The 23,674-nt window shown below is 72.5% G+C and carries 27 protein-coding genes; 23 read left to right on the top strand and 4 right to left on the bottom strand.

Features of this window, described 5'->3' with window-relative positions:
- Positions 1 to 80 precede the first annotated feature (80 nt).
- From AB0M43_RS00630 to AB0M43_RS00580, 11 genes are all read left to right on the top strand, one after another.
- Positions 81 to 1,412 (top strand): MFS transporter, encoded by a 1,332-nt coding sequence (locus AB0M43_RS00630; protein WP_363719766.1) that lies wholly within the window; start codon positions 81 to 83, stop codon positions 1,410 to 1,412.
- A 24-nt stretch (positions 1,413 to 1,436) separates the two neighbouring features.
- Positions 1,437 to 2,717 carry a delta-60 repeat domain-containing protein gene (locus AB0M43_RS00625; protein WP_363719764.1) on the top strand — a complete coding sequence of 427 codons (1,281 nt, stop codon included), beginning with the start codon at positions 1,437 to 1,439 and terminating at the stop codon, positions 2,715 to 2,717.
- 88 nt (positions 2,718 to 2,805) lie between these two features.
- Positions 2,806 to 3,333 carry a hypothetical protein gene (locus tag AB0M43_RS00620; RefSeq protein WP_363719762.1) on the top strand — a complete coding sequence of 176 codons (528 nt, stop codon included), beginning with the start codon at positions 2,806 to 2,808 and terminating at the stop codon, positions 3,331 to 3,333.
- Between the two features lie 109 nt (positions 3,334 to 3,442).
- Complete coding sequence (locus AB0M43_RS00615) at positions 3,443 to 4,135, top strand: GTPase (protein WP_363719760.1); 693 nt, start codon at positions 3,443 to 3,445, stop codon at positions 4,133 to 4,135.
- A 25-nt stretch (positions 4,136 to 4,160) separates the two neighbouring features.
- The gene (locus AB0M43_RS00610; protein ID WP_363719757.1) at positions 4,161 to 5,207 is read left to right on the top strand and encodes a GTPase; all 1,047 of its coding nucleotides are present in this window, start codon (positions 4,161 to 4,163) and stop codon (positions 5,205 to 5,207) included.
- Positions 5,208 to 5,212: 5 nt separating this feature from the next.
- Positions 5,213 to 7,537 carry a hypothetical protein gene (locus AB0M43_RS00605; RefSeq protein WP_363719755.1) on the top strand — a complete coding sequence of 775 codons (2,325 nt, stop codon included), beginning with the start codon at positions 5,213 to 5,215 and terminating at the stop codon, positions 7,535 to 7,537.
- Positions 7,538 to 7,819: 282 nt separating this feature from the next.
- Positions 7,820 to 8,023 carry a hypothetical protein gene (locus AB0M43_RS00600; RefSeq protein ID WP_363719753.1) on the top strand — a complete coding sequence of 68 codons (204 nt, stop codon included), beginning with the start codon at positions 7,820 to 7,822 and terminating at the stop codon, positions 8,021 to 8,023.
- A 63-nt stretch (positions 8,024 to 8,086) separates the two neighbouring features.
- A complete protein-coding gene (locus AB0M43_RS00595) occupies positions 8,087 to 8,620 on the top strand; it encodes a TlpA disulfide reductase family protein (protein WP_363719751.1) in 534 nt (177 codons plus the stop codon).
- Positions 8,617 to 10,452 carry an ABC transporter ATP-binding protein gene (locus AB0M43_RS00590; RefSeq protein ID WP_363719749.1) on the top strand — a complete coding sequence of 612 codons (1,836 nt, stop codon included), beginning with the start codon at positions 8,617 to 8,619 and terminating at the stop codon, positions 10,450 to 10,452. The genes AB0M43_RS00595 and AB0M43_RS00590 overlap by 4 nt, the downstream gene beginning before the upstream one ends.
- Positions 10,449 to 10,871, top strand: a complete 423-nt coding sequence (gene lepB / locus AB0M43_RS00585; protein WP_363719747.1) for a signal peptidase I — start codon at positions 10,449 to 10,451, stop codon at positions 10,869 to 10,871. Before AB0M43_RS00590 ends, lepB begins: the two co-directional genes overlap by 4 nt.
- Before the next feature lie 9 nt (positions 10,872 to 10,880).
- The gene (locus tag AB0M43_RS00580) at positions 10,881 to 11,468 is read left to right on the top strand and encodes a MauE/DoxX family redox-associated membrane protein (protein WP_363719745.1); all 588 of its coding nucleotides are present in this window, start codon (positions 10,881 to 10,883) and stop codon (positions 11,466 to 11,468) included.
- A gap of 43 nt (positions 11,469 to 11,511) precedes the next feature.
- On the opposite strand, the gene AB0M43_RS00575 is transcribed toward AB0M43_RS00580, so the two are convergent.
- Positions 11,512 to 12,174, bottom strand: coding sequence for a Type 1 glutamine amidotransferase-like domain-containing protein (locus tag AB0M43_RS00575; RefSeq protein WP_363719743.1), 663 nt, complete (start codon positions 12,172 to 12,174; stop codon positions 11,512 to 11,514).
- Positions 12,175 to 12,443: 269 nt separating this feature from the next.
- On the opposite strand from AB0M43_RS00575, the gene AB0M43_RS00570 reads away from it, so the two are divergent.
- The 5 genes from AB0M43_RS00570 to AB0M43_RS00550 all read left to right on the top strand — a co-directional run bounded on the left by AB0M43_RS00570 (position 12,444) and on the right by AB0M43_RS00550 (position 16,492).
- Positions 12,444 to 12,587 carry a GPGG-motif small membrane protein gene (locus AB0M43_RS00570; protein ID WP_363719741.1) on the top strand — a complete coding sequence of 48 codons (144 nt, stop codon included), beginning with the start codon at positions 12,444 to 12,446 and terminating at the stop codon, positions 12,585 to 12,587.
- 278 nt (positions 12,588 to 12,865) lie between these two features.
- The gene (locus AB0M43_RS00565) at positions 12,866 to 14,023 is read left to right on the top strand and encodes a GAF domain-containing protein (protein WP_363719739.1); all 1,158 of its coding nucleotides are present in this window, start codon (positions 12,866 to 12,868) and stop codon (positions 14,021 to 14,023) included.
- Positions 14,024 to 15,006: 983 nt separating this feature from the next.
- Positions 15,007 to 15,321 carry an STAS domain-containing protein gene (locus AB0M43_RS00560; RefSeq protein ID WP_363719737.1) on the top strand — a complete coding sequence of 105 codons (315 nt, stop codon included), beginning with the start codon at positions 15,007 to 15,009 and terminating at the stop codon, positions 15,319 to 15,321.
- A gap of 245 nt (positions 15,322 to 15,566) precedes the next feature.
- Positions 15,567 to 15,911, top strand: coding sequence for an anti-sigma factor antagonist (locus AB0M43_RS00555; RefSeq protein WP_363719735.1), 345 nt, complete (start codon positions 15,567 to 15,569; stop codon positions 15,909 to 15,911).
- A gap of 149 nt (positions 15,912 to 16,060) precedes the next feature.
- Positions 16,061 to 16,492 carry an ATP-binding protein gene (locus AB0M43_RS00550; RefSeq protein ID WP_363719732.1) on the top strand — a complete coding sequence of 144 codons (432 nt, stop codon included), beginning with the start codon at positions 16,061 to 16,063 and terminating at the stop codon, positions 16,490 to 16,492.
- Positions 16,493 to 16,610: 118 nt separating this feature from the next.
- Here the strand turns inward: AB0M43_RS00550 and AB0M43_RS00545 are convergent, their stop codons facing one another.
- On the bottom strand, positions 16,611 to 17,543 hold the full coding sequence (locus AB0M43_RS00545) for a sensor histidine kinase (RefSeq protein WP_363719730.1): 933 nt from the start codon (positions 17,541 to 17,543) through the stop codon (positions 16,611 to 16,613).
- A 46-nt stretch (positions 17,544 to 17,589) separates the two neighbouring features.
- The gene (locus AB0M43_RS00540; RefSeq protein ID WP_363719728.1) at positions 17,590 to 18,492 is read right to left on the bottom strand and encodes an MEDS domain-containing protein; all 903 of its coding nucleotides are present in this window, start codon (positions 18,490 to 18,492) and stop codon (positions 17,590 to 17,592) included.
- 575 nt (positions 18,493 to 19,067) lie between these two features.
- Here AB0M43_RS00540 and AB0M43_RS00535 point away from each other — a divergent pair.
- The 7 genes from AB0M43_RS00535 (at position 19,068) to AB0M43_RS00505 (ending at position 23,022) form a co-directional block, all read left to right on the top strand.
- Positions 19,068 to 19,253 carry a hypothetical protein gene (locus AB0M43_RS00535; RefSeq protein WP_363719726.1) on the top strand — a complete coding sequence of 62 codons (186 nt, stop codon included), beginning with the start codon at positions 19,068 to 19,070 and terminating at the stop codon, positions 19,251 to 19,253.
- A 36-nt stretch (positions 19,254 to 19,289) separates the two neighbouring features.
- Positions 19,290 to 20,294, top strand: a complete 1,005-nt coding sequence (locus AB0M43_RS00530; RefSeq protein WP_363719725.1) for a DNA topoisomerase IB — start codon at positions 19,290 to 19,292, stop codon at positions 20,292 to 20,294.
- Between the two features lie 247 nt (positions 20,295 to 20,541).
- Positions 20,542 to 20,733 (top strand): hypothetical protein, encoded by a 192-nt coding sequence (locus AB0M43_RS00525; RefSeq protein ID WP_363719723.1) that lies wholly within the window; start codon positions 20,542 to 20,544, stop codon positions 20,731 to 20,733.
- Between the two features lie 46 nt (positions 20,734 to 20,779).
- The gene (locus AB0M43_RS00520) at positions 20,780 to 21,328 is read left to right on the top strand and encodes an Asp23/Gls24 family envelope stress response protein (RefSeq protein ID WP_363719720.1); all 549 of its coding nucleotides are present in this window, start codon (positions 20,780 to 20,782) and stop codon (positions 21,326 to 21,328) included.
- A complete protein-coding gene (locus AB0M43_RS00515; RefSeq protein ID WP_363719718.1) occupies positions 21,325 to 21,696 on the top strand; it encodes a hypothetical protein in 372 nt (123 codons plus the stop codon). Before AB0M43_RS00520 ends, AB0M43_RS00515 begins: the two co-directional genes overlap by 4 nt.
- Positions 21,697 to 21,824: 128 nt before the next feature.
- Positions 21,825 to 22,334 (top strand): hypothetical protein, encoded by a 510-nt coding sequence (locus AB0M43_RS00510; protein ID WP_363719716.1) that lies wholly within the window; start codon positions 21,825 to 21,827, stop codon positions 22,332 to 22,334.
- Between the two features lie 16 nt (positions 22,335 to 22,350).
- Complete coding sequence (locus AB0M43_RS00505) at positions 22,351 to 23,022, top strand: hypothetical protein (RefSeq protein ID WP_363719714.1); 672 nt, start codon at positions 22,351 to 22,353, stop codon at positions 23,020 to 23,022.
- Between the two features lie 136 nt (positions 23,023 to 23,158).
- On the opposite strand, the gene AB0M43_RS00500 is transcribed toward AB0M43_RS00505, so the two are convergent.
- The gene (locus AB0M43_RS00500; RefSeq protein ID WP_363719712.1) at positions 23,159 to 23,647 is read right to left on the bottom strand and encodes a DUF6328 family protein; all 489 of its coding nucleotides are present in this window, start codon (positions 23,645 to 23,647) and stop codon (positions 23,159 to 23,161) included.
- Positions 23,648 to 23,674: the final 27 nt, after the last annotated feature.

Raw genomic sequence — 23,674 nt, 5'->3', positions numbered from 1 at the left:
TCGGGTCTTGTCCGCGCGCCAACCGGGTGGCATGGTTAGCACTCTCGACACGAGAGTGCTAACGACGGGGGAGTTCTGCCATGTGGGAGGCGTTGCGGTACCGGGATTTCCGGCTCTCGCTCGGCGGGCTGGTGCTGTCGAGTCTGGGCGACTGGCTGCTGGTGATCGCCGCGCCGTACTTCGTCTGGCACCTCACCGGCTCCGCCCTGGCCACGGGCCTGACCGTCGTCGCCGAGACCCTCCCTGCCGTGCTCGTCGGGCCGCTGGCCGGGGTGCTGGTCGACCGGTGGAGCCCCCGACTGGTGATGATCGGCGCGGACATCCTCCGGGCGGGCGCGGTGGCCCTGCTCCTGACGGTCCGCAGCGCCGACCTGGTCTGGCTGATCTACCTGGTACTGGCCCTGGAGTGCGCCATTGGCCAGTTCTTCGTCCCGGCCCGGCAGAAGCTCGTCCCCGCCCTCGTGGGCCGGGGCTCCGCCCTGGTGTCGGCCAACTCGCTCGGCGCGCTGGCCCGGGGCGTCGTCCGCCTCGTCGGCGCCCCGCTGGGCGGCGCGCTCTACGTCCTGGTCGGCTTCGGGTGGATGGTCGCGATCGACGTCGCCACGTACCTGGTGTCGGCGGTGCTGATCGCGGGCATCCGGACGCCGGACCCGGCGCGGCCGCCGCGTGCCGAGGGCGCTGTGCTCGGGCGGTTCCGCGCCGAGCTGGCGGCGGGCTGGCGGCACGTCCGGCGCACGGCCGGGCTGCCGGCGGTGTTCGGCGCGGCGGGGGCCTTCTTCCTGGGCAACGCGGTGCTGACCGCGCTGCTGGTGCCGTACACGAGCGGGGTGCTGGGCGCGGACTCCCGTACCCTCGGACTGCTGCTCGGGGCTCTGGGGTTGGGTTTCGTGGTCGGCGCGCCGCTGAGCCGGCGGATCGTGGGCCGGTATCCGCTCCGCTGGTCGCTGGCGGTCTCGTTCGGCGTCCTGGGCGTGGTGTTCCTCGCGGCGTTCAACGCGCCGGGGGTTCTCGCGGCCGGCGTGCTGTTCGCGCTGTTCGGGCCGCCGGCGGTCTGCGCCTTCGTGGAGATCGACACCCACCTCCAGCGGTGTACGTCCGACGAGGTCCTCGGCCGGGTCTCCGCCCTGTATCTGACGCTGCAGTCCGGCGCGGGGCTGCTCGGCGCGCTCGGTGGGGCGACGCTCGGCGAGGTGCTGGGCGTCCAGGCGACCGTGGATCTCGGCGCGGGGATCGTGTTCGTGGGGGCGGCGCTGGCCCTGCTGATCCCCGCCCGCCCGGCGTCCACCGGCGGCGTGCCCGGCGACCCGGCCCCGGTGTCCGGCGCGCCCGGTCCGCCGTCACGCGCGGTGCCCGGGGAGTCGGGCCCCGCCGGTGCGCCCGTAGTCTCCCGGCGCGGCTCCGACGCTCCCTAGGACTCTTCGCATAAAGTACATTTTGTGAATTATCGCGACTGGCTCGCGCCCCGCGCGCTCACCGCCGCCACGCTGGCGCTCGCCGCCCTGCTGGCCCCCTGCCCGGCCACCGCCGACGAGGCCCAGTCCTCGGTGGTGTCCGAGCGCCCGATGCGGTGGACCCCGCACGTCCTGGACGGCACGGTGTTCGCCATCGCGGTCGTCGGCGACATCGCCGTCGTGGGCGGGGACTTCACCCAGGTCCGCACGGCGTTCTCCCAGGCGGTGCTCGACCGCCGGCACGTGTTCGCGTTCCGGCTCGGCACCGGGGAGATCCTGCCCGACTTCGCCCCCGACCTCGACGGCACGGTGTACGCGCTGGCGGCCGGCGCCGACGGCACCGTGTACGTGGGCGGCGGTTTCACCACGGTCAACGGCGGCGAACGCCGGGGCCTGGCCCGCCTCGACATCCGGACCGGCGCGGTGCGCACCGACTTCGCGGGGACGATCGCCGACGGCGAGGTGCACAACCTCGTGTCCCGGGGCGACCGGCTGTACGTCTCCGGCTGGTTCAGCAAGATCTCCGGGGTGTGGCGCGCGGCGCTGGCCCGGCTCGACGCCACCACCGGCGCGCCCGACCGCGGCTTCGAACTGGGCCTGGAGCGGCCGGCCGGCGGACTGGTCCGGGTCGAGCACATGGCCGTCTCCGAGGACGACACCCAGCTGCTGATCGACGGGTCGTTCACCCGGGTCGAGGGCGAGGACCGGTACAACCTGGCGCTCGTCGACGTGTCGGAGGACCTGCCGGTACTGCGCGGCTGGAACACCCACGCCTACCAGAACTCGGCGTGCATCTGGTCGCCGAGCACGTACCTGCGCGGGCTCGACTTCGCCCCCGACGGCTCGTACTTCGTCGTCGTCACCAGCGGGCACCTCAACGAACCCCACAAGCTGTGCGACACGGCCGCCCGGTTCGAGACCGAGGGCGACGGCCTGCACGCGCCCACCTGGGTCAACCACACGGGCGGCAACACGCTGCTGTCGGTGGCGGTCACCGGCACGGCCGTGTACGTCGGCGGCCACCAGCAGTGGCTGGACAACACCTACGGGCGCAACAAGAGCCAGGGTCCCGGCGCGGTGCCCCGGGTGGGGATCGGCGCGATCGACCCCGAGACGGGCAAGGCGCTGCCGTGGAACCCGACCAAGGACCGGGGGGTCGGGGTGGAGGCGCTGGTCGCCTATCCCGGGGGGCTGCTGGTCGGCAGCGACTCGGAGTACATGGGGCACGAGTACCACGCGCGGCTGGGCGGCTTCGAACTGCCGTGACCGGCGGCCGGGACGCGACCGGCTCCCCGGAACGGTGCCGACGGCCCCCTGTAGCCTGTTGAACAAGATCAACAGATGGGGGTCGGAGATGTCGTACCTGCGGGACAGCGCGATGACCGCGGCGGTGCTGGGCTTCTTCGCGTCCAGCTGGTTCGGCTGGGCCCAGGAACGGCCGCCGACCCGGTGGAAGGCCCCGCTGACCGCCGGCTCGGTGGCCAGTCTGCTGGTCGCCGCCGTCGGCGCGGTCGTCGCGTGGCGGAACTGGTCGACGGGCTCCGCGCTCGGCGAGCCGGGGGCCATGCGGCAGTACGGGATCATCGTGGGCGTCGAGTTCGGGATCGCCGCCCTGGGCGCCGCCGGGATCGCCCTGTGGGGGCGGCAGCGTTATCTCGCGCCGTGGATCTGCCTGGTGGTCGGCGTGCACTTCTGGCCGATGGCCCCGGTGCTGCGGAGCCCGTCCCTGTACGCGCTCGGCGCGCTGCTGACCGTGGTGGCGCTCGCCTCCGTACCCGTCAGCAGGGTGTCGGGGTTGACCCAGAGCGCCGTGACGGGCGCGGCGGCCGGCACGGTCCTGTTCGGATTCGCGACCTGGGGCGCCGTCGCCGCGCTGACGTAGGTACCCGGATGTCGGTTTCCCGATAGGCCCCTCCGGCGGTCCCTTGTTAGGTTGACGGTCCCTGGCGCCGGCCCGGCAGCGCCTCCCGACAGGGCTGGCGAGGTGCGCCATGGAGACAGTCGACGTCGACCTGACCGCGGTGCGCGACTCCCTGCGCCGGTTGTCCCCGGGCCGCCCCTGGCGGCGCGAGATCACCCTCATGGTCGGCGGTGGGGTGGGCGCCGGCAAGACCACCACGATCAACACCCTGCTGGGCCGGCGGGCGGGGGCCGTGGGCCACGTCTCGCGGGGCACGACCTCCGTCCAGGGCCACCTGTACACGCTGGACGGCTGGCGCATCCGACTGCTGGACATGCCGGGCCTCGGCGACTCCAAGGCGCACGACCACCGCAACCGTCCGGTCTACCGGCACCAGGCGTCCAGAGTGGACGGGGTCCTGCTGATCGCGGCGCCGCCCCGCCCCGCCGGCATGCCGACCCTGCGCGTCGTCAAGGACGTGATCCGAGGGGGATTCGCCCCCCGGCGCATCGTGGTCGGGCTCAACCGGATCGAGACGGTGAACGTGGAGACCGGCGAGGGCATGACGCCGCTGCGCCTGCCCACCCGCGGCGAGCCCGACGAACAGTCGCTGGCCGTGATCGAGCGCCTCCGACGAGCCGTCGCCCGCGACCTCCTGGCCGGGGTGCCCGGCAGCGGCGTCACCGTGGCCCAACTGCTGCCGTACGACGCCCGTACCGGGTGGAACCTGGGGCGGCTCGTCGCCGCGTCGCTCGACTCCCTGGTCACCCGCCGGAAGCGGTGACCGCACCGAGGACAAGGAGAGGCTCATGGCCGGCGGCACCGACTGGTCGGACGTCATCGACGACTACCGGAAAGGCTTCCCGACGGACCGCAAGCCGTGCGTGCTGATCTGCGGGGGGACGGGCGTCGGGAAGTCCACCACCATCAACACGCTGTTCGGCTCGCAGGTCAGCGCGGTCGGCCACTACGAGCGGGGCACCGCGCAGGACCAGCTGTACCAGTGGCGGGCCAGCGGCGAGAACATCGACATCGTCGACCTGCCGGGCTTCGGGGACTCCAAACAGCGCGACCGCGAGTACCGCGACATGTACCGCCGACAGGTGGAGCGGGCACACGGGTTCATCGTGATCACCACCCCGCCGCGCCCGGCCAGCCTGCCCACCCTGCGCACCGTCAAGGTGCTCCTGGACTGCGGGGTGCCCGCGAACCGGATCGTGATCGGCTTCAACCGGCTGTCGATGCTCAACGTCGAGGTCGACGGGGTCACCCAACCGGTGGACATCTCCACCACCCTCGGCCCGGCCAGCCCCCAGGAACAGGAGGCGGTGCAGCAGGCCCGGGCGGCGTTCCTCCGCGACCTGCGGCACGGGTCCGGCACCCCGGCGTTCCAACTGGACCAGATCATCGCCTACGACGCGCTGACCGGCTGGAACATGTTCGGCCTCCTCGATGCCGTGCTCGCCAACCTGCCGGGCGACACCATCCGCTCCTGGCAGAACGCGGTCAGCGAGGCCGCCGCCCAGGCCGTGGAGCGCCAGAACAAGCGCACCGCCCGCGAACAGCAGCGCGTCGCGGACCTCGAGAAGCAGATCGCCCAACTGACCCGCAGCAACGCGGCCCTGACGGGTGCGATGCGCGACGAGGTCGACCGGATGCGCAAGCAACGCAAGAAGCTCAAGAAGAACAAGGACGACGCGGACAAGGGCAACCGCGTCATCACGGGGGACGGCGAGCGGCACGAGGCGAAGGCCAAGAACCGGGTCGCGGACTTCCTCGACCGCAACGGCTTCAAGAAGTCCGCCGACGTGGTCCGCTCGGCCACGGCGAAGCTCAAGCAGATCTTCAGCTGGTAGCCACGGTGCTGGCCCGTTGGTGGCGCTCGCGGTGGCGGTACACGCCGCTGTTCTTCGTCGCGGCCGGCACGGCCGCCACGGCGGTCAAACTGCCCTGGCCCGGCTGGGCGGCGGCCATCGCCTCCGCCGTCCTGTTGAGCCTCGGTCAGCAGGTGCTGGCGGGCCGGGGCGAGCCCACCCTCGTGCCGGTCGCCGGGGTGGACCTGCGGGTCCGGCGCGCCCTGCCGGGATACTTCGGCATCCAGACCACACCCCGGGGCGCGCTGCCCGGCTACGTCCGGCGGGACGCGCACGCGGCCCTGGACCGGGCCGTCACGGAGGCCACGGCCGACGGCGGGATCGTCCTCCTGGTCGGCGGCGCGGCCAGCGGCAAGTCCCGGCTCGCCTACGAGGTGCTGCGCGAAAGGGTCGGCCGCTGGCGACTGCGCAAGGCCGGCAGCCTGGAGGCACTCCGGACCCTGACCTGCCCGCCGCGCACCGTCGTGTGGCTGGACCGCGTCGGCGCCCTGCTGGCAGACCAGCCCGACCAGGGCGTGGAACTGCTCGAACTGCTCGCCGACACGCACCGGCGGGTCCTGGTCATCGGAACCCTGTCGGCCACCGAACGGGTCGCGATCACCACCCTGCCCGAGGACGGCGCCCACGACCAGTACGCGCACCAGGTGCGGCTGCTGAACCGGGCCACCCTGATCGACATCCCCGACCGGTTCTCGGCCCGGGAACTGCGCGCGGCCCGCACGGTCGCCGAGCGCGACCCCCGGGTCCAGGAGGCGCTGCATACCCAGCCGGGCCAGCTGACCCAGGTGCTCGCGCTCGGGCGGGAACTGGCCAGCCGGTGGCACAACGCGCCCGATCCGTACAGCTGGGCCGTGATCACCGCCGCCGTCGACGCGGCCCGGATCGGGGTCCGCGCCCCGCTCGGCCGCGACTTCCTCCGGGACGCGGCGGCCGGGTACCTGTCCGAGGTGGAGGCCGACCGGACCCCCGCGCAGTGGCTGCCCGCCGCGCTGCGGCACGCGACCACCCGGGTGTACGGCGCCGTCGCACCACTGGCCCCGTCCGCCGACGGACGCCTGGTCCTGGCCGACTACCTCCTCCAGCACGGCGCGTCGGCCCGCGACGCGCACCCGGTCCCCGCCTCCGTCTGGCTGGCCTGCGAGGAGCTGGCCGAACTCGACGACACGCACCGGGCCGGGGAGAGCGCGTACAACCGCGGCTACGACGGGCACGCCGAGCGCCTGTGGTCGGCCGCCAGCGACCGGGGTTCCGTGAGGTCCGCGCTCCGGCTCGCCGACCACCTGGCCGCGCACGGCCGCGCCGCCGACGCCGAAACGCTCCTCGGCCCGCTCGCCGCCCGGCACGCCGCCGCCCGCGACCTGCTCGCGGACCTGCTCGCCGACCAGGGCCGGGTCGAGGACGGCGAACGGCTGTGGCGCGCGGCGCTCGACCGGGCCGACCCTGTGCCCTGGCTGCGGCTCGGGCAACTCCTGGAGTCGCGCGGCCGTCCCGGGGAGGCGGCCCGGCTGTGGCGCGAGGCGGTACGGCAGGACGTGCCCGACGCCCACGCCCACCTGGCCGCCTGCCTCGAACGGGCGGGGGAGATCGCCGCCGCCGAGTCGGCCTGGTCCCGGGCACTGGCCCTCGGTCACCTGCCCGCCCGCCGACAGCACGCCAGCCTCCTGGCCCGCACCGGCCGGGTCGGGGGCGCCAGGGAACTGCTCGCCCGGGCCGTGGCCGCCGGCGACCCGGAGGCGCGGGTCCAGCTCGCCGACCTCGAACTCGGCTCCCAGCGCCCGGAGGAGGCCGAGCGCGTCCTGCTCGACGGCGCGGCCCGGGGCGAGGCTCCGGCCCGGCGCAGACTCGCGGCCCTGTACCTCGCCGCCGCCCGCCCGGAGGAGGCCGAGGCCCAGCTGTCCGCCGGCGCGGCCGACGGCGACCACCGCTGCCGGCAGCAACTGGTGGACCTCCTGATCGCCGGCAACGAACTGTCCGAGGCCGAGGAGCACTGCCGCGCCGCCATCCGGGCCGGCGACTCGGCCGCGCGCCTCAAACTCTGCGACGTACTGCTCCTGCGCGGCCGGGCCGGGGAGATCGATCCGATGTGGGAGGACGCGGCCCAGTCCGGCGACCCGACCGCGCGGTGGCAACACATCGGCTGGCTGATCGACGTGGGCCGCACCGAGCAGGCGAAGAACCTGATCGGTGAACTGGCCGCCGCCGGCGATCCCCGGGTCCGGGAGCGGCTGGACGACCTGTGGCCCAAGGTGGGTACCGGGCTGGGCGTCGACCGGCCGCACGGTCTGGAGCCACCCGCGCGCGCCGGGCGGTGACCCCGGGCGGTGGTCCGGGCCCATGGTGCTCCGGGCCCACGGCGGGCGAGGCGGACGGCCGGCGCGTCGGTGCCGTCGGAGCGCGCGGATCCGTGGGGTGGTGGAGGGTTCTACCTGGTGGCGAGGCCAAGCGGGGGCGGCGGAGTGGTCCACCGAAAGGGTCGCCCGGAGCGCTCACAACTCGCTAACAACCCGCCTGTCCTCGCATTGACATGCATTGTCGTCGAACCTAGCTTTTCCACGGTCGGTGTCGTCCACGGCACCCGAGGGAAGGAGCGACGCATGCGCGCGATGCTGGGAACGTTCAGCGACCGCCTGCTGGGCGCGTTCGTACCGAAGGCCAACGTCGGTGCGGGCTGCCCGCCGGACCCGTTCTACAAGTACTGCTACTGCAGCGGCAACTACCAGTACGAGAAGCACTGCTCCACGAACGGGGCGTGCAAGACGTTCTGCGGATCCTGTTACCGGACCACGCGCCACTGCTAGTGATCTCCGCGGCGGCCGGCACCCCGGTGGCGGCCGCCGCTCCCCGAGCAAAGGAGCACTGGCATGGCAATCCTGGCAGCGGCCGTCATCCTCGTCGGCCTCCTGACCGCGCTCAACCTCTTCCTCACCTTCGGCGTGATCCGCCGGCTACGGGAACACACCCGGACCCTCGAACAGGTGGCGGGCGGTCACCAGGGCGACATCATGCTCGCGGCCGGCACCGCGATCGGCGCCTTCGCGGCGACGACCACCACCGGCACGACGGTGACGGACGCGACGCTGAACGGGCCGACGCTGGTCGGGTTCTTCTCGCCGACGTGCGAGCCGTGCAAGGAGCGGCTGCCGCAGTTCCTGGAGTACGCCCGGAGCTTCGACGGCCGGGTGCTGGCCGTCGCCGTGGGCCCCGACGCCGACGTGGCGGACCTCCTCACCAGCCTGCGCCCGGTGGCCGACGTGGTCGTGGAAACCGACGACGGACCCGTGAACAAGGCCTTCGGCGTCAGCGGCTACCCGGCGCTGTGCCTGGTCGACGACGGCGTGGTGGTGGCGAGCGGGTACCAGATCGAGGCGCTCCCGGTTCCGGTCCCGGCCTCATGACCGTGGCCGTCGGGGGCCGGCGCGTCCTCGGCGATCTCGCCGCCGCGGCCCGGCTCACCTGGGAGTCCGGGCGCGGCGTCGTGCTCGGGTACGCGGCCGTGACCGCCGTCGCGGGGCTGCTCCCGGTCGCCGCCGCCTGGTGCACCAAGGTCCTGCTCGACCGGCTCGACGGCGGCGCGGCGGGGGACCGGTGGTCGCTGCTCCCGGTGGCGGTCGGGCTCGCGGCGGTCGGACTGCTCGGCGGGCTGCTGCCGGTGGTCGGGCAGTACCTGCGCGCCCGACTGGACCGGGTCGTGGGCGTGCTCTCCATGGACCGGCTGTACCAGGCGATGAACCGGCTGTCCGGCATCGGCCGGCTGGAGGACCCGGCCTTCCGCGACCAGCTCCGGATGGCGCAGCAGGCCGGCAGGTCGGGCCCGAGCCGCCTCGTCGACGACGGCCTCGGCGTCGCGCAGTCGGCGCTGACCATGGTCGGTTTCCTCGGCACCCTCCTGGTGGTGAACCCGTGGATGGCCGCGGTCGTCGTCGCCTCGGCCGCCCCCGCCCTCTGGGCGCAGCTCCGGCTCGGCCGGTCACGGGCCGACGTGTTGTGGAGCATCTCGCCCCACGAGCGCCGGGAGTACTTCTACGCGGAGCTGCTCGGGAGCCTGGCCGCCGCCCAGGAGATCCGGCTCCTCGGGCTGGGCGACCTGTTCCGCCGCCGGATGCTCGTGGAGTTGTCGGCGGCCAACGCGGCCATCGCCGGGCAGGACCGGCGCGAGGCCCGCACCGAGGGGCTGCTCGCGGGCCTCACCGCCGCCGTCGCGGGCGGCGGGCTGGTCTGGGCCGTGCTGCTGGCCGCCGCCGGCCGGCAGTCGATCGGGGACGTCTCGGTGTTCCTCGCCGCCGTCGCCGGAGTACAGCTCGCGTCACAGGGCATCGCCCACCGGATCGGCATGGCCCACCACGCGATGCTGCTGTTCGGCCACTACCGCGACATCGAGGCCACGGTCCCCGACCTGGTGGTGGCGACCGGATCCGGCCCGGTACCCCGGCTGCGGACCGGGATCGAGCTGCGCGACGTGTGGTTCCGCTACGGCGAGGACCAACCGTGGGTGCTGCGCGGAGTGGACCTCCTCATCCCCCAGGGGCGGGCCACGGCGCTCGTCGGGCTCAACGGAGCGGGCAAGAGTACCCTGGTCAAGCTGCTCTGCCGTTTCTACGACCCGACCCGGGGCGCCATCCTGTGGGACGGCGTCGACCTCCGGGAACTGCCGGTGGCCGAGTTCCGCGAACACATCGGCGCGGTCTTCCAGGACTACATGGCGTACGACCTGAGCGTCGCCGAGAACATCGGCCTCGGAGACGTCACCGCCCTGGACGACCGGCCCCGCATCGTGGCGGCGGCCGACCGGGCGGGAATGCACCCGACGATCGACACCCTTCCCCACGGGTACGACACGTGGCTGTCCCGGATGTTCGTCGACGAGTCGGACCGGGAGAACCCCGACACCGGGGTACTGCTGTCCGGTGGCCAGTGGCAGCGGCTCGCCCTCGCCCGGGCGTTCCTGCGCGACCAGCGCGACCTGATGATCCTCGACGAGCCGAGCTCCGGACTCGACGCGCAGGCCGAACACGAGGTGCACCGCCGCCTGCGCGAACACCGCGCCCACGGCACGAGCGTGCTGATCTCCCACCGGCTCGGCACGGTCCGCGACGCGGACACGATCGTCGTCCTCGCCGAGGGCAGGGTGGCCGAACACGGCACCCACGACGAACTCGTCGCCGCCGACGCGGGCTACGCGCGCCTGTTCCGGACGCAGGCGGCCGGCTACCAGGACGTGTCGCCGTGATCCCCGCCGTCGTGACAGTCCTCCTCGCGGCGGTTCTCGGCGCCGCCGGCTGGATGCTGCGGGCCAGCCTCCTGGTCGTCACCGTCCACGGCCCGAGCATGCGTCCCACCTACGACCAGGGCGACCGACTCCTCGTCCGGCGCACCGGACTGGGCCGGATCCGCCGGGGCGACGTCGTCGTGTTCGCCACGGCCGGCTCCGCCGATCCCCAGGACCCGACCGGCGGACTGCTGGTCAAACGTGCCGTCGCCGTGCCCGGAGATCCCGTGCCGCCGGACATCCCCGTCGACGAACAGGTCGTGCCGGCCGGCCGGCTGATCGTCCTCGGCGACAACCCCGGTCGCAGCCACGACTCCCGGAGCCTGGGCTACGTCGTGGCCGACGCGCTCGTCGGCGTCGTGGTCCGACCGATCCGATAGGGAGAACCAATGGAATACGTGGCCGTGGCGGCCCGGGTGCTCGTGGGGCTCGTCCTGCTGACGTCCGTGGCGGGCAAGGTGCGCGGCCGGGCCGCGTTCCGGCGGTTCGCGGCGACCATCCCCGCGTTCGGCCTGGTGCCCGGCAGGTGGACTCCCGTGGCGGCGGTCGCGACGGTCACCGCGGAGGCCGTCGTCCCGGTGCTGCTGGCGGTGCCCACGACCGTCGTGGCCGGTCAGGCGCTCGCCGCGACGCTGTTCGCCGTGCTGACCCTGGCCGTGTGGCGGGCCGTGCGGGCGAGGACCGGCGCCGTGTGCCGGTGTTTCGGCGCGGCGGACACGCCCCTGACCCGCCGGCACGTGGTCCGCAACCTGATCCTGCTGGCGGCGGCGGGGGCCGGCCTCGGCGCGGCCGTGCTCGGCGACGGGCCGACGCCGCTCGGCGGCGTACTGGTCGCGTCCACCGCCGGGCTGGTCGGCGCGCTGTGCGTCGTGCGCTACGAGGACCTGGTCGACCTGTTCGCGCACCCGCCCCGACCCGGCACCGACCATGGCGCCAGCGCGCTCGGGGATCGTGGAACGCGACGACACCGGACGTGACGTCGCCACCGGGGTCGGAGGCGCCGATCCGCCGCGCGCCCCGTCAGGGGTTGAGCTGCCTCCAGTTGCCCTCGGAGATGACCTCGACGTCTCCGTCGATCACCTTGATGGCCGTTTCGCAGTCGATGGCGTAAGCCCGCATCGGCATCGTCGCGGCCCACTTCTCGGCGTGGGCCATCGTGTTGGTCGCCATGCCCGGGTAGTCCACGTGCGGGAAGATCGCGAAGTCGACCACCCCCAGGGTCCGGTCGCCGCCCCCGGGCGGGTTCCAGCGGACGAAATCCTGCCCGATCCGCGGGGTCATCACCATGCTCCCGGCGCTCAGCCCCACGTAGACGGTGTCGTGGAGCGTGGGGAACAGGTCCGCCAGGCCGGACTCGCGCATCCAGTGGCACAGGAACATCGGATCGCCGCCCTGGACCAGCAGGACGTCGGCCTCCCGGACCAGGGGGACCCAGAGCTCCTCGCCGATGCTGGGCAACGCGGTGAGCTCCAGGACCCCGAGGGACTTCCACCCCAGTTGGGCCATGGGCGCCAGGTCGCCGCTGATCGCGCGGGCCGCCAGGACGGCCCCGCCTTTCTGGGCGTGCAACGCCGTCGGGACGACCAGGGCACCGGACTCGGCGATCGGCTTTCCGAGTAGGTCGACGAGTGCGTCGCGGATGCTCGCGTTCTTGACGCCCGAGTCCGTGAGGAGAAGCTTCATGACACCTTCCTGGTCCTGGGACGATCCTGTCCGGGCAGGCTAACCCCCACCCCTGACAAAACCATTCGACGGGTCGCCGACCTCGTAGGCGCGTCTGGTCGTTCGCCCTCTGAGATCGCCGGCTGGGCGCCCGGTCCGACGCGACCGGGGTCACTCCCCGTCCACAGAAGGAGGGCTCGTCCCGTCGGGGGTTCGGGCTGCACACGGTTCGACGGGGCAGCCACTGTTAACCGTGTTTACGGCCGGATGGATTCGGGAAGAGTACGACCATGACATTCATCCTGTGGCTGTTGGCTGTAGTGCTCGTGGTCTCCGGCATCGTCGCGCTGTTCCGGCGCCAACTGCTGTGGGGCGTGGTCCTGATCGTGGTCGGCCTGCTGGTCGGTCCGGGTGGAGTCAGCATCTTCACCTGACTGGACCGAGGACTCCGACCTCCGGAGGGGGACCCGTCCCGGGTCTCCCTCCGGTTTCACGAGGCCTGAAAGTTGGCCACGAACCAAGTACGTATGCCCCCGTTCGACCATCCACGCATAGCGGCTGAGAGGCGGGCGACACCATGACAGCGGTATCAGGCCAGCGGCCGACCGTTGGGAAGCCGGCGGTTGCCGGACAGGAAGACCAGGAGGACCTGCGGTCGTTGTTCGGCCCATCCACTGCGGTCTTCGCCTCGCTCGCGGGGCCGGAGCATCTGGTGGAGACAGCGAACCCGACGTTCGTCACCACCTTCGGCGAGGAACGGGTACGCACCGGGGTCGCGCTCGTCGACCTGATGCCAGATCTGGCGGAGCAGGGGCTCATCGCCCTGTTGGACCAGGTCTACCGCACGGGCGAGCCCCGCACCTCCAGCGACGTCCAGGTCGTTGTGGACGCCGGAGCCCAGGCGCGGGAGGCGTTCTTCGACTTCACCTTCGAGCCGTATCGGGACGCCGAAGGTCACGTGACCGGGGTCCGCATGATCGGAGTGGAGACCACCCAGGTCAAGCATGCCCAACGGTTGATGGCCGAGCACCGTGCCCTGCTGGAGCAGATCGCCCGTCAGGCGCCCCTCACCGAGGTACTCGACGGGATGGCCCGGTGCATCGAGAACCTCGCCCCGCAGGAGATCCTCGTCTCCGTACTCCTCGCCGATCCCGACGGCCTGCACCTACGACACGGCGCCGCGCCCAGCCTGCCCGACTTCTACAACCAGGCCATCGACGGCATCGCCACCGGCGAAGGCGTCGGATCCTGCGGCACCGCCGCCCACCGGCGCCAACCCGTCATCGTCACCGACATCACCACCGACCCCCTCTGGACCGACTTCAAGAACCTGGCCACCAGGGCCGACCTGGCCGCCTGCTGGTCCACACCGATCCTGGCCCGCGACGGCGGACTACTGGGCACCTTCGCCATGTACCACCGCACCCCCCGCATCCCACAGGACACCGACCTCGCCCTCACCCGCCTCTTCGCCGGCACCGCAGCCCTGGCCATCGAACGCCACCACAGCGAACAGGCACAACGAACCGCCGAAGCGCTCGCCAGGTCGGCCCACGACGACCTGGCCAGGGCCGTACGAGCGGAACAGGAACTGCGGGCCGCCGCCGAGCGTCGCGCCACGGCCGCCGCGGAACTCACCACTCAGCTGCGCGCCGCCGCCGCCGCGCAGGCCACGTTGCCGCACCCCGAGCAATGCCAGCTCGGAGGCGGTTCCAGCTGCGCCGAACCCGCCGAGATCAAGATCGCCGACTCCTGGGGCGACGCGGCCTGGGGATGCCCCGACCACGTCGAAGAGGCGCTCATCAACGTCCGGTCGGTGTTCATCGCCAGCGAGGAGTTCGGCGGCCTCGCCGCGTACGTCCACCGCTGACACCCGATCCCTGAGGTCACCGGGATCGGCGCCCGAGGAGTCGAGTGACGTTGTCATCGGGCACCTGACGCCAGGCAGGCTCGTCTGCTGAGCACCCGAGGCCTCGCCCCGCCCGGACACCGCTGGTAGGTGCGAGCGGGGCTGGCGGCGTGCCGCCCGTGTGACCTCGGCTGTCTCCCACGCGCGTCGAGGATGGCGAGCAGCCGGTCGGCACATGGCCAGACCGGTCACGCGGCCCTCCTCCGACGGGCGGCTCGGCCGGCCGGGTGTTTCGCCCCCGACCTGCCTATCCACTCGAACGGGCAACTAGTCTCTGTCACCCCACATGGACTCTTGCTCGCTTCAGCGAGAGTAAAGCTAACACCTGACCGTATGCATATCTACTCCAGTGTCTATAGATTTTCTCGGGCATGTACGGGCGGGCCGCTGGCCATGTCGGGGGCGGTCCGGGTGTCAGGGGTGGAAGTCCTGGGGCGGGACGTCGGCGGGACGTTCCGGCAGGTAGGGGAGTGGTGTGGCCCGGAGCACGGTCCAACCAGCGGCGATCGCCCCGACGCACAACAGCCGTGGTGGGCGTCGGTGAGGTTCGGGTAACGCGTGCCTCAGGCACCACAGGTGGTCATGGGAGTCCGGACCGTCGCCGTCCAGGTGCTAGTGATAGCCCGTCTCGACACGGGCGACGGGTGCCCGCGCAGGCGGCGATCTCGGCGCGGGCCAAGGCCAGAGGTCCGGCCAGTGGCCAGGACCGTTCCGGCGGCGCGACGCCCACCTGGGCGGTGGCGACACCTACCCGCTCTCCGGGGCGCAACTCCCTGACCCCACCTCCTGCGTGCAGGAATAGTCGCCTACGCGCAACCGAAATAATGCAGCGACCAAGGCATATTCACGCCAGCAACAGGGTGAGGAAATATGGTGCGAGTAGCGTCACAAATGTTCGCCGGAACTATGGAAGATCGGGGCTGGACTCACTACAGTGTCGAGTCGTGCGAAACGGTGAGGTGAGCCAGCGCCCAGGTGTGCGCGGCGAGGTCGTGGTCGTCGTCGCGGGCGACGTGGACCTGCCCGTACACGGCGCGCTGGCCGAGGCGATCGGGCGGGCCGCGCGGACCGCCGGTGTGCAGCGGGTCGTCGTCGACCTGTCGGACACGGTGTTCCTCGACTCCGGAGCCATCGGAACCCTGATGGCCGCGCGCCGCTCCGCCGCGGTCCTGGGCGTCGGCGTCGTCATCACCGGGGCGTCGGGCATGGTGCGCCGGGTGCTAGCAGTCACCGGAGTCCTGGACGCCCTCAGCGAGTAGCCGCCTGCCAGGAGAGTGGATGTTCACTGGCGATCTTGGGCTGCGGCACATGAGCGGTCAGCGGGGCAAGGACCTCGGAGCCGATTCCTGGCGTACGCTGGCGGGCAGTCCACGTTCGCACCCGCGGGGTGAGCGGGGTTGTTGTGAGGTCTCGACGGCACGACGGATCGGTCCGTCGCCGGGGTCGCCCGGCGTACCGACGACGTCGCTTCCTTTGTCGGAGATCTACCCTCTTTGAGGCAGTCGTGTCCCTTACTGTCACGGTCGCCAGCTTCGATCTGGTGACCATCGTGCACCTGTCCGGGGAACTGGACCACGTGAACTCTGACGAACTACGCCTTCGGTTGGCCACCCTGGGGCAGGAACTGGATCAGCCCCGCATCGTGGTGGACCTGGCCCGGCTGGACTTCTGTGACGCGACGGGCCTGACCGCGTTCGTCCTCGCCGCGCATGTCGCCGAGGGCCGCGGTGGGTGGCTGCGGCTGGAGTACCCTCAGCCGATCGTCGCCCGGCTGCTGGAACTCACCGGACTGCGGACGCTGGGCGACGGCAGTGCCGCCGCCGCCCGCCATCCGAGTGGGACCGCGTAGAGGGAACTGGGGACGTGCGGGCAACGCCTCTCCCCGCCGCTCCGAACGGGTAACGTGGACCGGTTCGCGGAAAGTTTCGACTGGGCGGCGGGCGGGTGGGTACTAGAGTCAGGACGGGCGCTCGCCCGGGACTCGGAGGCGGTACGGACATGAACGACCGGGGCGAACAGTCCTCTCCGCCAGGCCTCGTCTCCGAAGTCGGCCCGATCGTCGTGAGCGCGCCGTTCACCATTGACGAGTTGGCGCGTACCCGTCTCCTGGTCTTCGAGGCCGCCCGGCTGGCGGGGCTGGCCGAGGCGCGGGGCCAGGAGCTGGTGCTCGCGGTCAACGAACTCGTCGTCAACGTGGTCCGCCACGGCGGCGGCACCGGCACCCTCACCACCCACGTCGGACGCGAGGGCCTCACCGTCGAGGTCGCCGACACCGGCCCCGGACTCCCCGAGACGCTGCCCAGCACTCTTCCCGATCCGGGCCAGACCAGCGGCCGGGGCCTGTGGCTCGTGCGCACCCTGTTCCCGGGCACCCGATGGACCAGCACGCCCCGCGGTCTGACGGTGCGCGTCTTCGAACCCAGGGCCTGAACTGCCCCGCCCGCTCCACGCGTGAACTGCCTCGCCCGGCGGTCCGGTGCGACCCGGCCGCGCGACAGCCACCGGCCCGGAGCCGGCCAGATGCCACGACGAGTGGGGCCGGCTCGCCCTACCGGGCGGTGATGGCCAGCCGGACCCTGGTGGTGTCCCCGCTGGTGTCGATCGTGAGCGCGTCGGTGAAGTTGTGCGCGATCCACAGGTCCTGACCGTGCTGGCCGGGGCTCGCCGGCGGGGGCCGGTAGGCGAGCAGCGCGTCGGTGGGCGCGCCGGCGGTGCTGACGATCTCACAGACCACTGAGGCGGGGTGCGCCCAGACCCGCAGGGTGCCGGGCCGGTGTCCGTGGCGCGCGGCGACGGTCGCGACCTCGGAGACGGCGATCAGAAGTTCATCGATCCGAGGGGTACTGGACCATCCGGCCCGCGCCGCTGTCTCGCGGAGCTGGTGGCGCAGGCCGGCGCCGTCGCCGGTGACGTCGAGGATCAGCTGGGGCGGACCCTGGACGGCGGGCATCGCGTCGCGGGTCGTGGCGAGCAGCTCGTCCGGCGTGAGGTAGTGGGTGCTGCGGTTGCGGCGCGGGGTCCACACGTGCGGATGGGTGCGGCGGGCGTCCGCGAGGACCTCCGAGGGCAGGCCGCGCTGGTCGTACGGGCACACGATCCACGCCGGGGTGCCGACGAACAGGGCGTTGAGCGCGGCCTCGTACCGCGTCCAGGTCGGGTGTCGGCCGGGGTCGCCGAACTGCACCTCCCCGACGATGCGGACCTGCGGGCGGCCGTCGGCGAGCGCCGAGTCGAGAAGTCGCCGCCAGCCGGCGACCGTTGTCTCGGGCCTGCGGTACCACTCGTCGCGGTTGAGGAACACGACCCCGTCGGCGTCGGCGCCCAGCGCGTGGCGCAGGAGTGCTGTGTTGGCGGGTGTGCTCGCCACGACGCAGGCGTGGTCGCGGGCGAGTCCCTCGGACAGGAACGGAACGAGGGCCGCGGCGAAGTCCTCTGCGGTGTCGTAGAACAACGCGTCGTGGCTCAGGTGGCCGGAACTCATCGCAGGTCACCTCGCCTCTCGTCGATCGCGCTGGCGGGCGTCACCATCACGCGGCCACCCCCTCGCCGAAGACTATCTCCAGCCGGCCGCTTTCGCCTGACTCCAGACCGCCGACCAGGTCGACCAGGCGCGCCATCGGCGGCGTGCACCCTTCCAGCCGGATGCCCGAGGGGGCGGCGGCAGCGGCCTGGATCAGCAGTCGCACCGCCGAGGCGTCGGCGAACGTCAGCCCCGACACGTCGACCGTCACCGGCGTGGGCGACGCCGCGTCGGCGCCGTCCAGGAGGGCGTTGAGCATGGCGGACAGGGCGTGCCGGTTGGACACGTCGGCCTCACCGGACAACGCCAACCTGGGCGGGCTCGCGGTGTGACCGAACCGCATCAACGGCGCCACGACCCCCGGTTCCGATGTGCCGGCATGGTGGGTGCCCGGATGCGCCGACGCGATCAGGTCCAGGTGCGCGGGGTCGAACAGCCGCCGGTCGTACAGGCACATGGCCATCGCGTAGCCGGCGGCGAACACCCGGTTGACCTGCGCCTCGTACCAGGCCAGGCGGTCAGCGCCCGGCACCGGTCGGACCGCCCAGGCCATGTCGCCCAGGACGCGCAACCCGAGGAAGCCCGCGCCGGCCGCCGCCTCGGCCTGTGTTCTCCAGCCGGAGATGCTGGCCGCGGGGTCGAACTCCCCGCCGGGCAGGTAGTCGTCCGCCGAACGGACCTCGAGCTGACCGCAGGCGACCGCGGCCCGCGCCGGCACCCCGCGCGCGACCAACCCGTCCAGGACCTGGGTGGGCGTCCACGCGTCGGACAACACGACGATCTTGTGGTCATCGCGGAGCCCCGCGTCGGCGTACGCGGCCGTCAGGTCTAGGCGTTGGGAATCGGTCGTGAAGGTGCAGCAGACGTGGTCCCCGGGCCGCATGCGATCCAGGACCGGAAGGCCCGCCATGCCGAACTCCCCCCGCCCCTGTGACGAACACCGTCAAGCCGCCCGGCGTCCGCGCCGGCCCCGGCATGATCTTAACCGGGCCGCGCGCACTCGAAGCACCGCCAGAGCCGGCCCGCTGCCCCCTACCCGACCAACGGCGATCGGAAACCCCCTCGTCGGCGACTACCCGAACGCGCCACCGTCACGGCGGGCCTCCTCGGAAGGTCGGTCCAACCGCAGTACCAGCAATGCCCGTTGCGTACACCTATGGAGGCTTTTGTTTTCGGGGTTGGGCGCGGCGGTTCCTCCAAGGGGAAGGACCAGCCGCCGAGCACCGGCAGACGCTGACCGTGCGTGCGGGCCGCAGAGCCGCGACACCTGGGCACTCGCGAGGTGCGGGAGGGCGACGCGCAGGGTGAGCGGTACGTCCGCGTCGAACGAGACGGGGGTGCCTGCCCCACTCGACGACGGGGCGTCGCGGCCATCGGGCGGGTCGCACCGCAGGTGTGGAGGACGGCGGGTCGGGGTAGTCGGTGGGCGTGAGACCCCGGCCGGCGGAGGTCTCGGCCGAGCAGACCAACCAGCCAGGAGGAGTCATGAGCAAGGATCCGCGCGAAGAGCACAGCCCCCTTCCCCGACCCGATGTGGCCAACGCCGCGGACAAGGACGACCCGGCGGTGCCGGTGCTCGGCGGCCGGTCGGGCCCTGGTCAGGGGCCGGACTCCCCGGCCACCGGGTCGCCCGACGCTGTCGATGACCCGACGCCGGGCACCAGAACCTAGAGCCCCGGGAACAACGCCGAGAGGGGTACGTGACCTATGCGGACGAGGCGGAGCGATCCGCGGACGAAGGGCTGGTCCCGTCGGCGGCGCGGCTCGGGTTTCACCTACTCCGACGCGGCGGGCACGCCGGTCCGGGATCCCGACGTACTGGAGCGCCTGTCCGCTCTGGCGATTCCGCCCGCGTGGCGGGAGGTGTGGATCTGCCCTGACCCGGCCGGTCACATCCAGGCGGTCGGCACGGACGCGGCCGGCCGCCGGCAGTACCGTTACCACGACGCGTGGCGGACCCGCCGTGACGGGGCGAAGTTCGACCGCGTACTCCACGTGGCCCGACGCCTGCCCAGGCTGCGTGCGGACGTGGAGCGCCACCTCGCCGAACGTGGTCCGACCCGCGACCGGGTACTGGCCGGTTGCGTCCGGATCCTGGACTCCGCGTGCCTGCGGATCGGAGGGGAGTCCTACGCCACCGGCGACGAACCCTCGTTCGGGCTCGCCACCCTGCGTCGCGACCACGTCCGCGTCCGCGGTGCGACGGTCACGTTGCGCTTCCCCGCCAAGAGCGGCGTCGCCGTGGACCAGGACATCGAGGATCCGTTGCTGGCCAGGCTCGTGCGCACCTTGCTGGGCCGGGCGGCGCCGGACGAAGAGCTGTTCGCCTACCGCGCCGGCCGCACGTGGGCCGACGTCCGCAGCGCCGACATCAACGACTACCTGCGCGCAAGTACGGGCGAGGAGTTGACAGCCAAGGACTTCCGTACCTGGCACGCCACGGTGCTGGCCGCCACGCTCCTGGCCATCCGGCCGCGCCCGGAGGCGGCCACCGCCCGCCGAAAGTTGGTGACAGTCGTGATGCGCGAGACGGCCGAACTGCTTGGCAACACCCCCGCGGTCACCCGGGGTTCCTACGTGGACCCGCGGATCGTCGACCTGTACCACGCCGGCACCGTCGTCGCGGCCCGGCTGCGCGAGGGCGAGGACCCGGCGGACCTGGCAGTACGCCGCCGGATGGGTCCTGCCGTGATCCGTCTCCTGACCGATTGACCGGACGCGCGCCCGCGCCCGCCCTGAAGGGCATACGGGCGCATATCGTCAGATAACTTCCCTCGGAGCGACCCCCGGGTGTGATGCCGGCATTACCACGGTCACGGCTCCGTGGACGGCGCATTACCGGATCCATAGGAGATCTTCCAATCGTCGATGAGTACCGGGCCTGACGGTTAGTGTCGGTGGAGTTGCGGTCCGTTGCCATTGTCGATCGTGTTGCCGCGACCCGTCGTGAGGGGGCGTGATGTCTCGCCAGCAGTTCGGTTTCCTGGTCGGGTTTCTCACTGTCGCGGTCTGGGCGGTGGCCGGCTTCGGCGCCGCCGTCGCCGCAGTCGGGGTAGGTGTCGCCGGTTGGTTCGTCGGCCGGGTGCTCGACGGCCAGGTCGACGTCGCCGAACTGGTCGACCGGTTCGGATCCCGCAGCAAGGCCCGTTGACGAACACACGCGAGTGGACAACCACACACGAGGGGACGGTTTCGCCATGACCGACGCAGCGACGCAGGCAAGGGACGACCTCAAGAACCGGGCCGAAGAGCCCGCCAAGAACGGGCCGAGGTCCCCGGACGGCCGGGCGCTCGACCGGACGAACACCGGCACGCTGGCCCGCCGTCCGCAGGGAGCGCCGTCGCGGTCGCAGCTGATCACGGAGACCGGCAAGACCAGCATCGCCGACGGGGTCGTCGCCAAGATCGCGGGACTGTCCGCCCGGGAGATTCCGGGCGTGCACTCGATGGGTTCGGGCCTGTCGCGCCGGATGGGGCAGCTCAAGGCCCTGGTGCCGGGCACCAGCGAGGCGCCGTCGCAGGGCGTCTCGGTCGAGGTGGGCGAACGTGAGGCGGCCGTGGACCTGGACATCGTGACCTGGTACGGGCAGAGCATCGTCGACGTGTCCGACGCCGTTCGCCGCAACGTCATCGACCGGGTGGAGACCATGACCGGCCTGAAGGTCGTCGAAGTCAACGTCAACGTCGACGACGTGTTCGTCGAAGGGGACACGGCCGACGAGGCGCCCGAGTCCCGCGTCCAGTGAGGACGTCCACGTCGTCACCGGCGGCGGGGACTCCGCCGGCGGGGTCGTTCGGGTCGGGTTCGACCACTCCGCCGGGCCAGCTCGCCGGGCAGCTCCGCGACGCCGTCACCGCCGTGCCCGGGGTCGCACGGTGCGCCTCGGCGGGGCCGGTGGCGGTGACGACCCAGTTCCGGGGTGGCAGCGTGCCCGGGATCCGGCTGGCGGGCGACGAGGTGCGGATCCATGTCGTCCTCGACGCGGTCCCCGCCGGACCCATCGCCGAACAGGTGCACCGGGCCGCGGCCGCCGTGCTGGCCGAGCACGGCGACACCCGCACGGTGCTCGTGCACATCGCTGACCTCGAACTGGAATCCCTGCCCGATTCCTGACCACGGGAAACGGTGCGTTGCGCGACCCGGCACGCGCCCCCCGGTCAGCGCCCGGCTCCCGTCGGGCGCACGACCGGCCGTCCCGACCGGCGCCGTGGCCGGTACGTCAACTCCTGATCGGGGGAACCATGCGCCTGTTCAACCGGCTCGTGTCCGTCCTGCTGGCGCTCGCCCTCCTCGCCGGAGGGATCGTCGTGGCCGTCGAGGGGATCCTGGTGGCCGCCGACCGGCCGGCGTGGATCGTGCCGCGCCGTTCCTGGTACGACACCGCGACCACCACCCACTGGGCGGACACCCCCGTGCTGGCCGTATCCGTCGCTGCCGTCGTACTCGGTCTGGCAGTACTCGTCGTCCAGTTGCGCCGCTGGGCCCCCGACCGGCTGCCCGTCGCCGACGGCTGGCACGTGCAGCGCCGCGCCACGGAACGCCACCTCGTCGAGGCGGTCAGCAGGATACCGGCGGTCACGGTCACCCGTGCCAGGCTGCGGCGCGGCTGGAAGGTCGCCGTCACCGCTTCCGGTCGGCGAGACGACCGGCCGGCCGTTCGTAAGGTGGTACAAGAGGAGCTGGCACACCTGTCGGCCCCCGGTACCGACCACGTCAGTATCCGCATGACGCGCCCCCGCCGCGTCGCCTGACCCGCTGGAGGACACCGTGACCGACACGACGAACCGGGTGCTGTGGGCGACGCTCGGAGTGGGCCTCACCGCCGCTGGTGCCGCTGGCATCGCCGCCCACACCGGCCGGTTCGGCGCGCTCGACCCGGACCACCCGCTGCTCGGCGACCGGATCCTGGACCTGTGGCGACGACACACCACCTGGGGGCTCGTACTGGTCATCGCGGCAGGGGTCCTCCTGGCCCTGGGCGGACTGTGGCTGTTGCGCGCCCAACTCCGTCGCCGCGCGGCCCGGCCGCTGCACGACCTCGTCCTGCGCGGGCAGCGCACCGGCCGCGTCTACTCGGTCCTCGACGTCCAGGTCCACCGCCCGCCCGCAGGTCCCGGTCCGCACGCCCCGACGGAGGGGCTCACCGCGGAGCAGCTCCCCGGCCGTACCACCGCCCGGAGCAGGGCGCTCGCCCACGCGCTGCAACGGGACCTGGCCACCGGCCGGCTCGTGACCGCCGTGTCCGTCGCCCTGACCGGAGACGCCCCCGAACCCGAGTTCTGGATCCGGTTGGACACCGCGCCCGGGGCGCGGATCACGGAGGTGCGGGCACACGTCGACGCGAGCCTCGAACGGTTCCGGGCCACCACGGGGCTCCGGCCCCGCAGGCTCGACGTGACGGTCCGGCCCTCGCACGCGACACCCGCGCGGGTGGCCTGACCGCACGTCGCCGAGCGGCCAGGTGGCACGCGGGCCAGCCGGCGCGGCGGTCCAGGGGACACCAGCTAGCTCGCCCGGTCCGGGACAGACCACACCTCGGACACGTCGTAGTACCGGAGTGGGCGAACAGCGGCGGTCAGGTCCTCGAGGATCGGCGTCGGATGATCGCGGGTTGGATCTGCCAGGACCACACCAGCAGCGCGGCGACGGCCACGCACACGCCGATGGCGATGCCGCGGGCGAAGACGAAGTCGAGGATCAACAGGAGCGCGCCGATCATCGCGACGCCGAGCGTGAGGGTGCCGGCGACGGCGAAGCGGTTCGCGCGGTGCAGCAGCTCCTCCTTGGCGCCGGCGCGGAAGAGCACCCGGTGCTGGGCCGCGGGGGCGATCAGCAGGATGGTGGACACGGCCGCCGCGACCGCGGTCACCAGGAGCACGTCGCGTTGGAAGGCATCCGCCTGGGCGAATCCGGTGGCGAACGGAACGGCCAGCAGGAAGGCGAAGAGCACCTGGACGCCGGGGAGGATGACCCGTAGCCCGTTGAGGAGTTCGATGGTCTCCCGGTCGACGCGGGCCTTGGGCGACTCGCCGGTCTCCGCCTCGTGGTCGGCAGGGTTGGTCATCGGACTCCTTCGTGAACGTTTCCCTTG

Source organism: Longispora sp. NPDC051575, from assembly GCF_040681875.1.
In the GTDB taxonomy this organism is placed as follows: domain Bacteria; phylum Actinomycetota; class Actinomycetes; order Mycobacteriales; family Micromonosporaceae; genus Longispora.
This window is presented reverse-complemented; position numbering and strand designations above follow the sequence as displayed.

What these genes read in the sequence shown, in the direction of transcription:
- AB0M43_RS00610 (WP_363719757.1), top strand. Translation starts at nt 4,161, where the DNA reads ATGGCCGGCGGCACCGACTGGTCGGACGTCATCGACGACTACCGGAAA.
- AB0M43_RS00600 (WP_363719753.1), top strand. Translation starts at nt 7,820, where the DNA reads ATGCGCGCGATGCTGGGAACGTTCAGCGACCGCCTGCTGGGCGCGTTC.
- AB0M43_RS00550 (WP_363719732.1), top strand. Translation starts at nt 16,061, where the DNA reads ATGAACGACCGGGGCGAACAGTCCTCTCCGCCAGGCCTCGTCTCCGAA.
- AB0M43_RS00525 (WP_363719723.1), top strand. Translation starts at nt 20,542, where the DNA reads ATGTCTCGCCAGCAGTTCGGTTTCCTGGTCGGGTTTCTCACTGTCGCG.
- AB0M43_RS00535 (WP_363719726.1), top strand. Translation starts at nt 19,068, where the DNA reads ATGAGCAAGGATCCGCGCGAAGAGCACAGCCCCCTTCCCCGACCCGAT.
- AB0M43_RS00630 (WP_363719766.1), top strand. Translation starts at nt 81, where the DNA reads ATGTGGGAGGCGTTGCGGTACCGGGATTTCCGGCTCTCGCTCGGCGGG.
- AB0M43_RS00615 (WP_363719760.1), top strand. Translation starts at nt 3,443, where the DNA reads ATGGAGACAGTCGACGTCGACCTGACCGCGGTGCGCGACTCCCTGCGC.
- AB0M43_RS00500 (WP_363719712.1), bottom strand. Translation starts at nt 23,647, where the DNA reads ATGACCAACCCTGCCGACCACGAGGCGGAGACCGGCGAGTCGCCCAAG.
- AB0M43_RS00580 (WP_363719745.1), top strand. Translation starts at nt 10,881, where the DNA reads ATGGAATACGTGGCCGTGGCGGCCCGGGTGCTCGTGGGGCTCGTCCTG.
- AB0M43_RS00620 (WP_363719762.1), top strand. Translation starts at nt 2,806, where the DNA reads ATGTCGTACCTGCGGGACAGCGCGATGACCGCGGCGGTGCTGGGCTTC.
- AB0M43_RS00540 (WP_363719728.1), bottom strand. Translation starts at nt 18,492, where the DNA reads ATGGCGGGCCTTCCGGTCCTGGATCGCATGCGGCCCGGGGACCACGTC.
- AB0M43_RS00595 (WP_363719751.1), top strand. Translation starts at nt 8,087, where the DNA reads ATGGCAATCCTGGCAGCGGCCGTCATCCTCGTCGGCCTCCTGACCGCG.
- AB0M43_RS00520 (WP_363719720.1), top strand. Translation starts at nt 20,780, where the DNA reads ATGACCGACGCAGCGACGCAGGCAAGGGACGACCTCAAGAACCGGGCC.
- AB0M43_RS00575 (WP_363719743.1), bottom strand. Translation starts at nt 12,174, where the DNA reads ATGAAGCTTCTCCTCACGGACTCGGGCGTCAAGAACGCGAGCATCCGC.
- AB0M43_RS00530 (WP_363719725.1), top strand. Translation starts at nt 19,290, where the DNA reads ATGCGGACGAGGCGGAGCGATCCGCGGACGAAGGGCTGGTCCCGTCGG.
- AB0M43_RS00590 (WP_363719749.1), top strand. Translation starts at nt 8,617, where the DNA reads ATGACCGTGGCCGTCGGGGGCCGGCGCGTCCTCGGCGATCTCGCCGCC.
- AB0M43_RS00570 (WP_363719741.1), top strand. Translation starts at nt 12,444, where the DNA reads ATGACATTCATCCTGTGGCTGTTGGCTGTAGTGCTCGTGGTCTCCGGC.
- AB0M43_RS00545 (WP_363719730.1), bottom strand. Translation starts at nt 17,543, where the DNA reads ATGAGTTCCGGCCACCTGAGCCACGACGCGTTGTTCTACGACACCGCA.
- AB0M43_RS00510 (WP_363719716.1), top strand. Translation starts at nt 21,825, where the DNA reads ATGCGCCTGTTCAACCGGCTCGTGTCCGTCCTGCTGGCGCTCGCCCTC.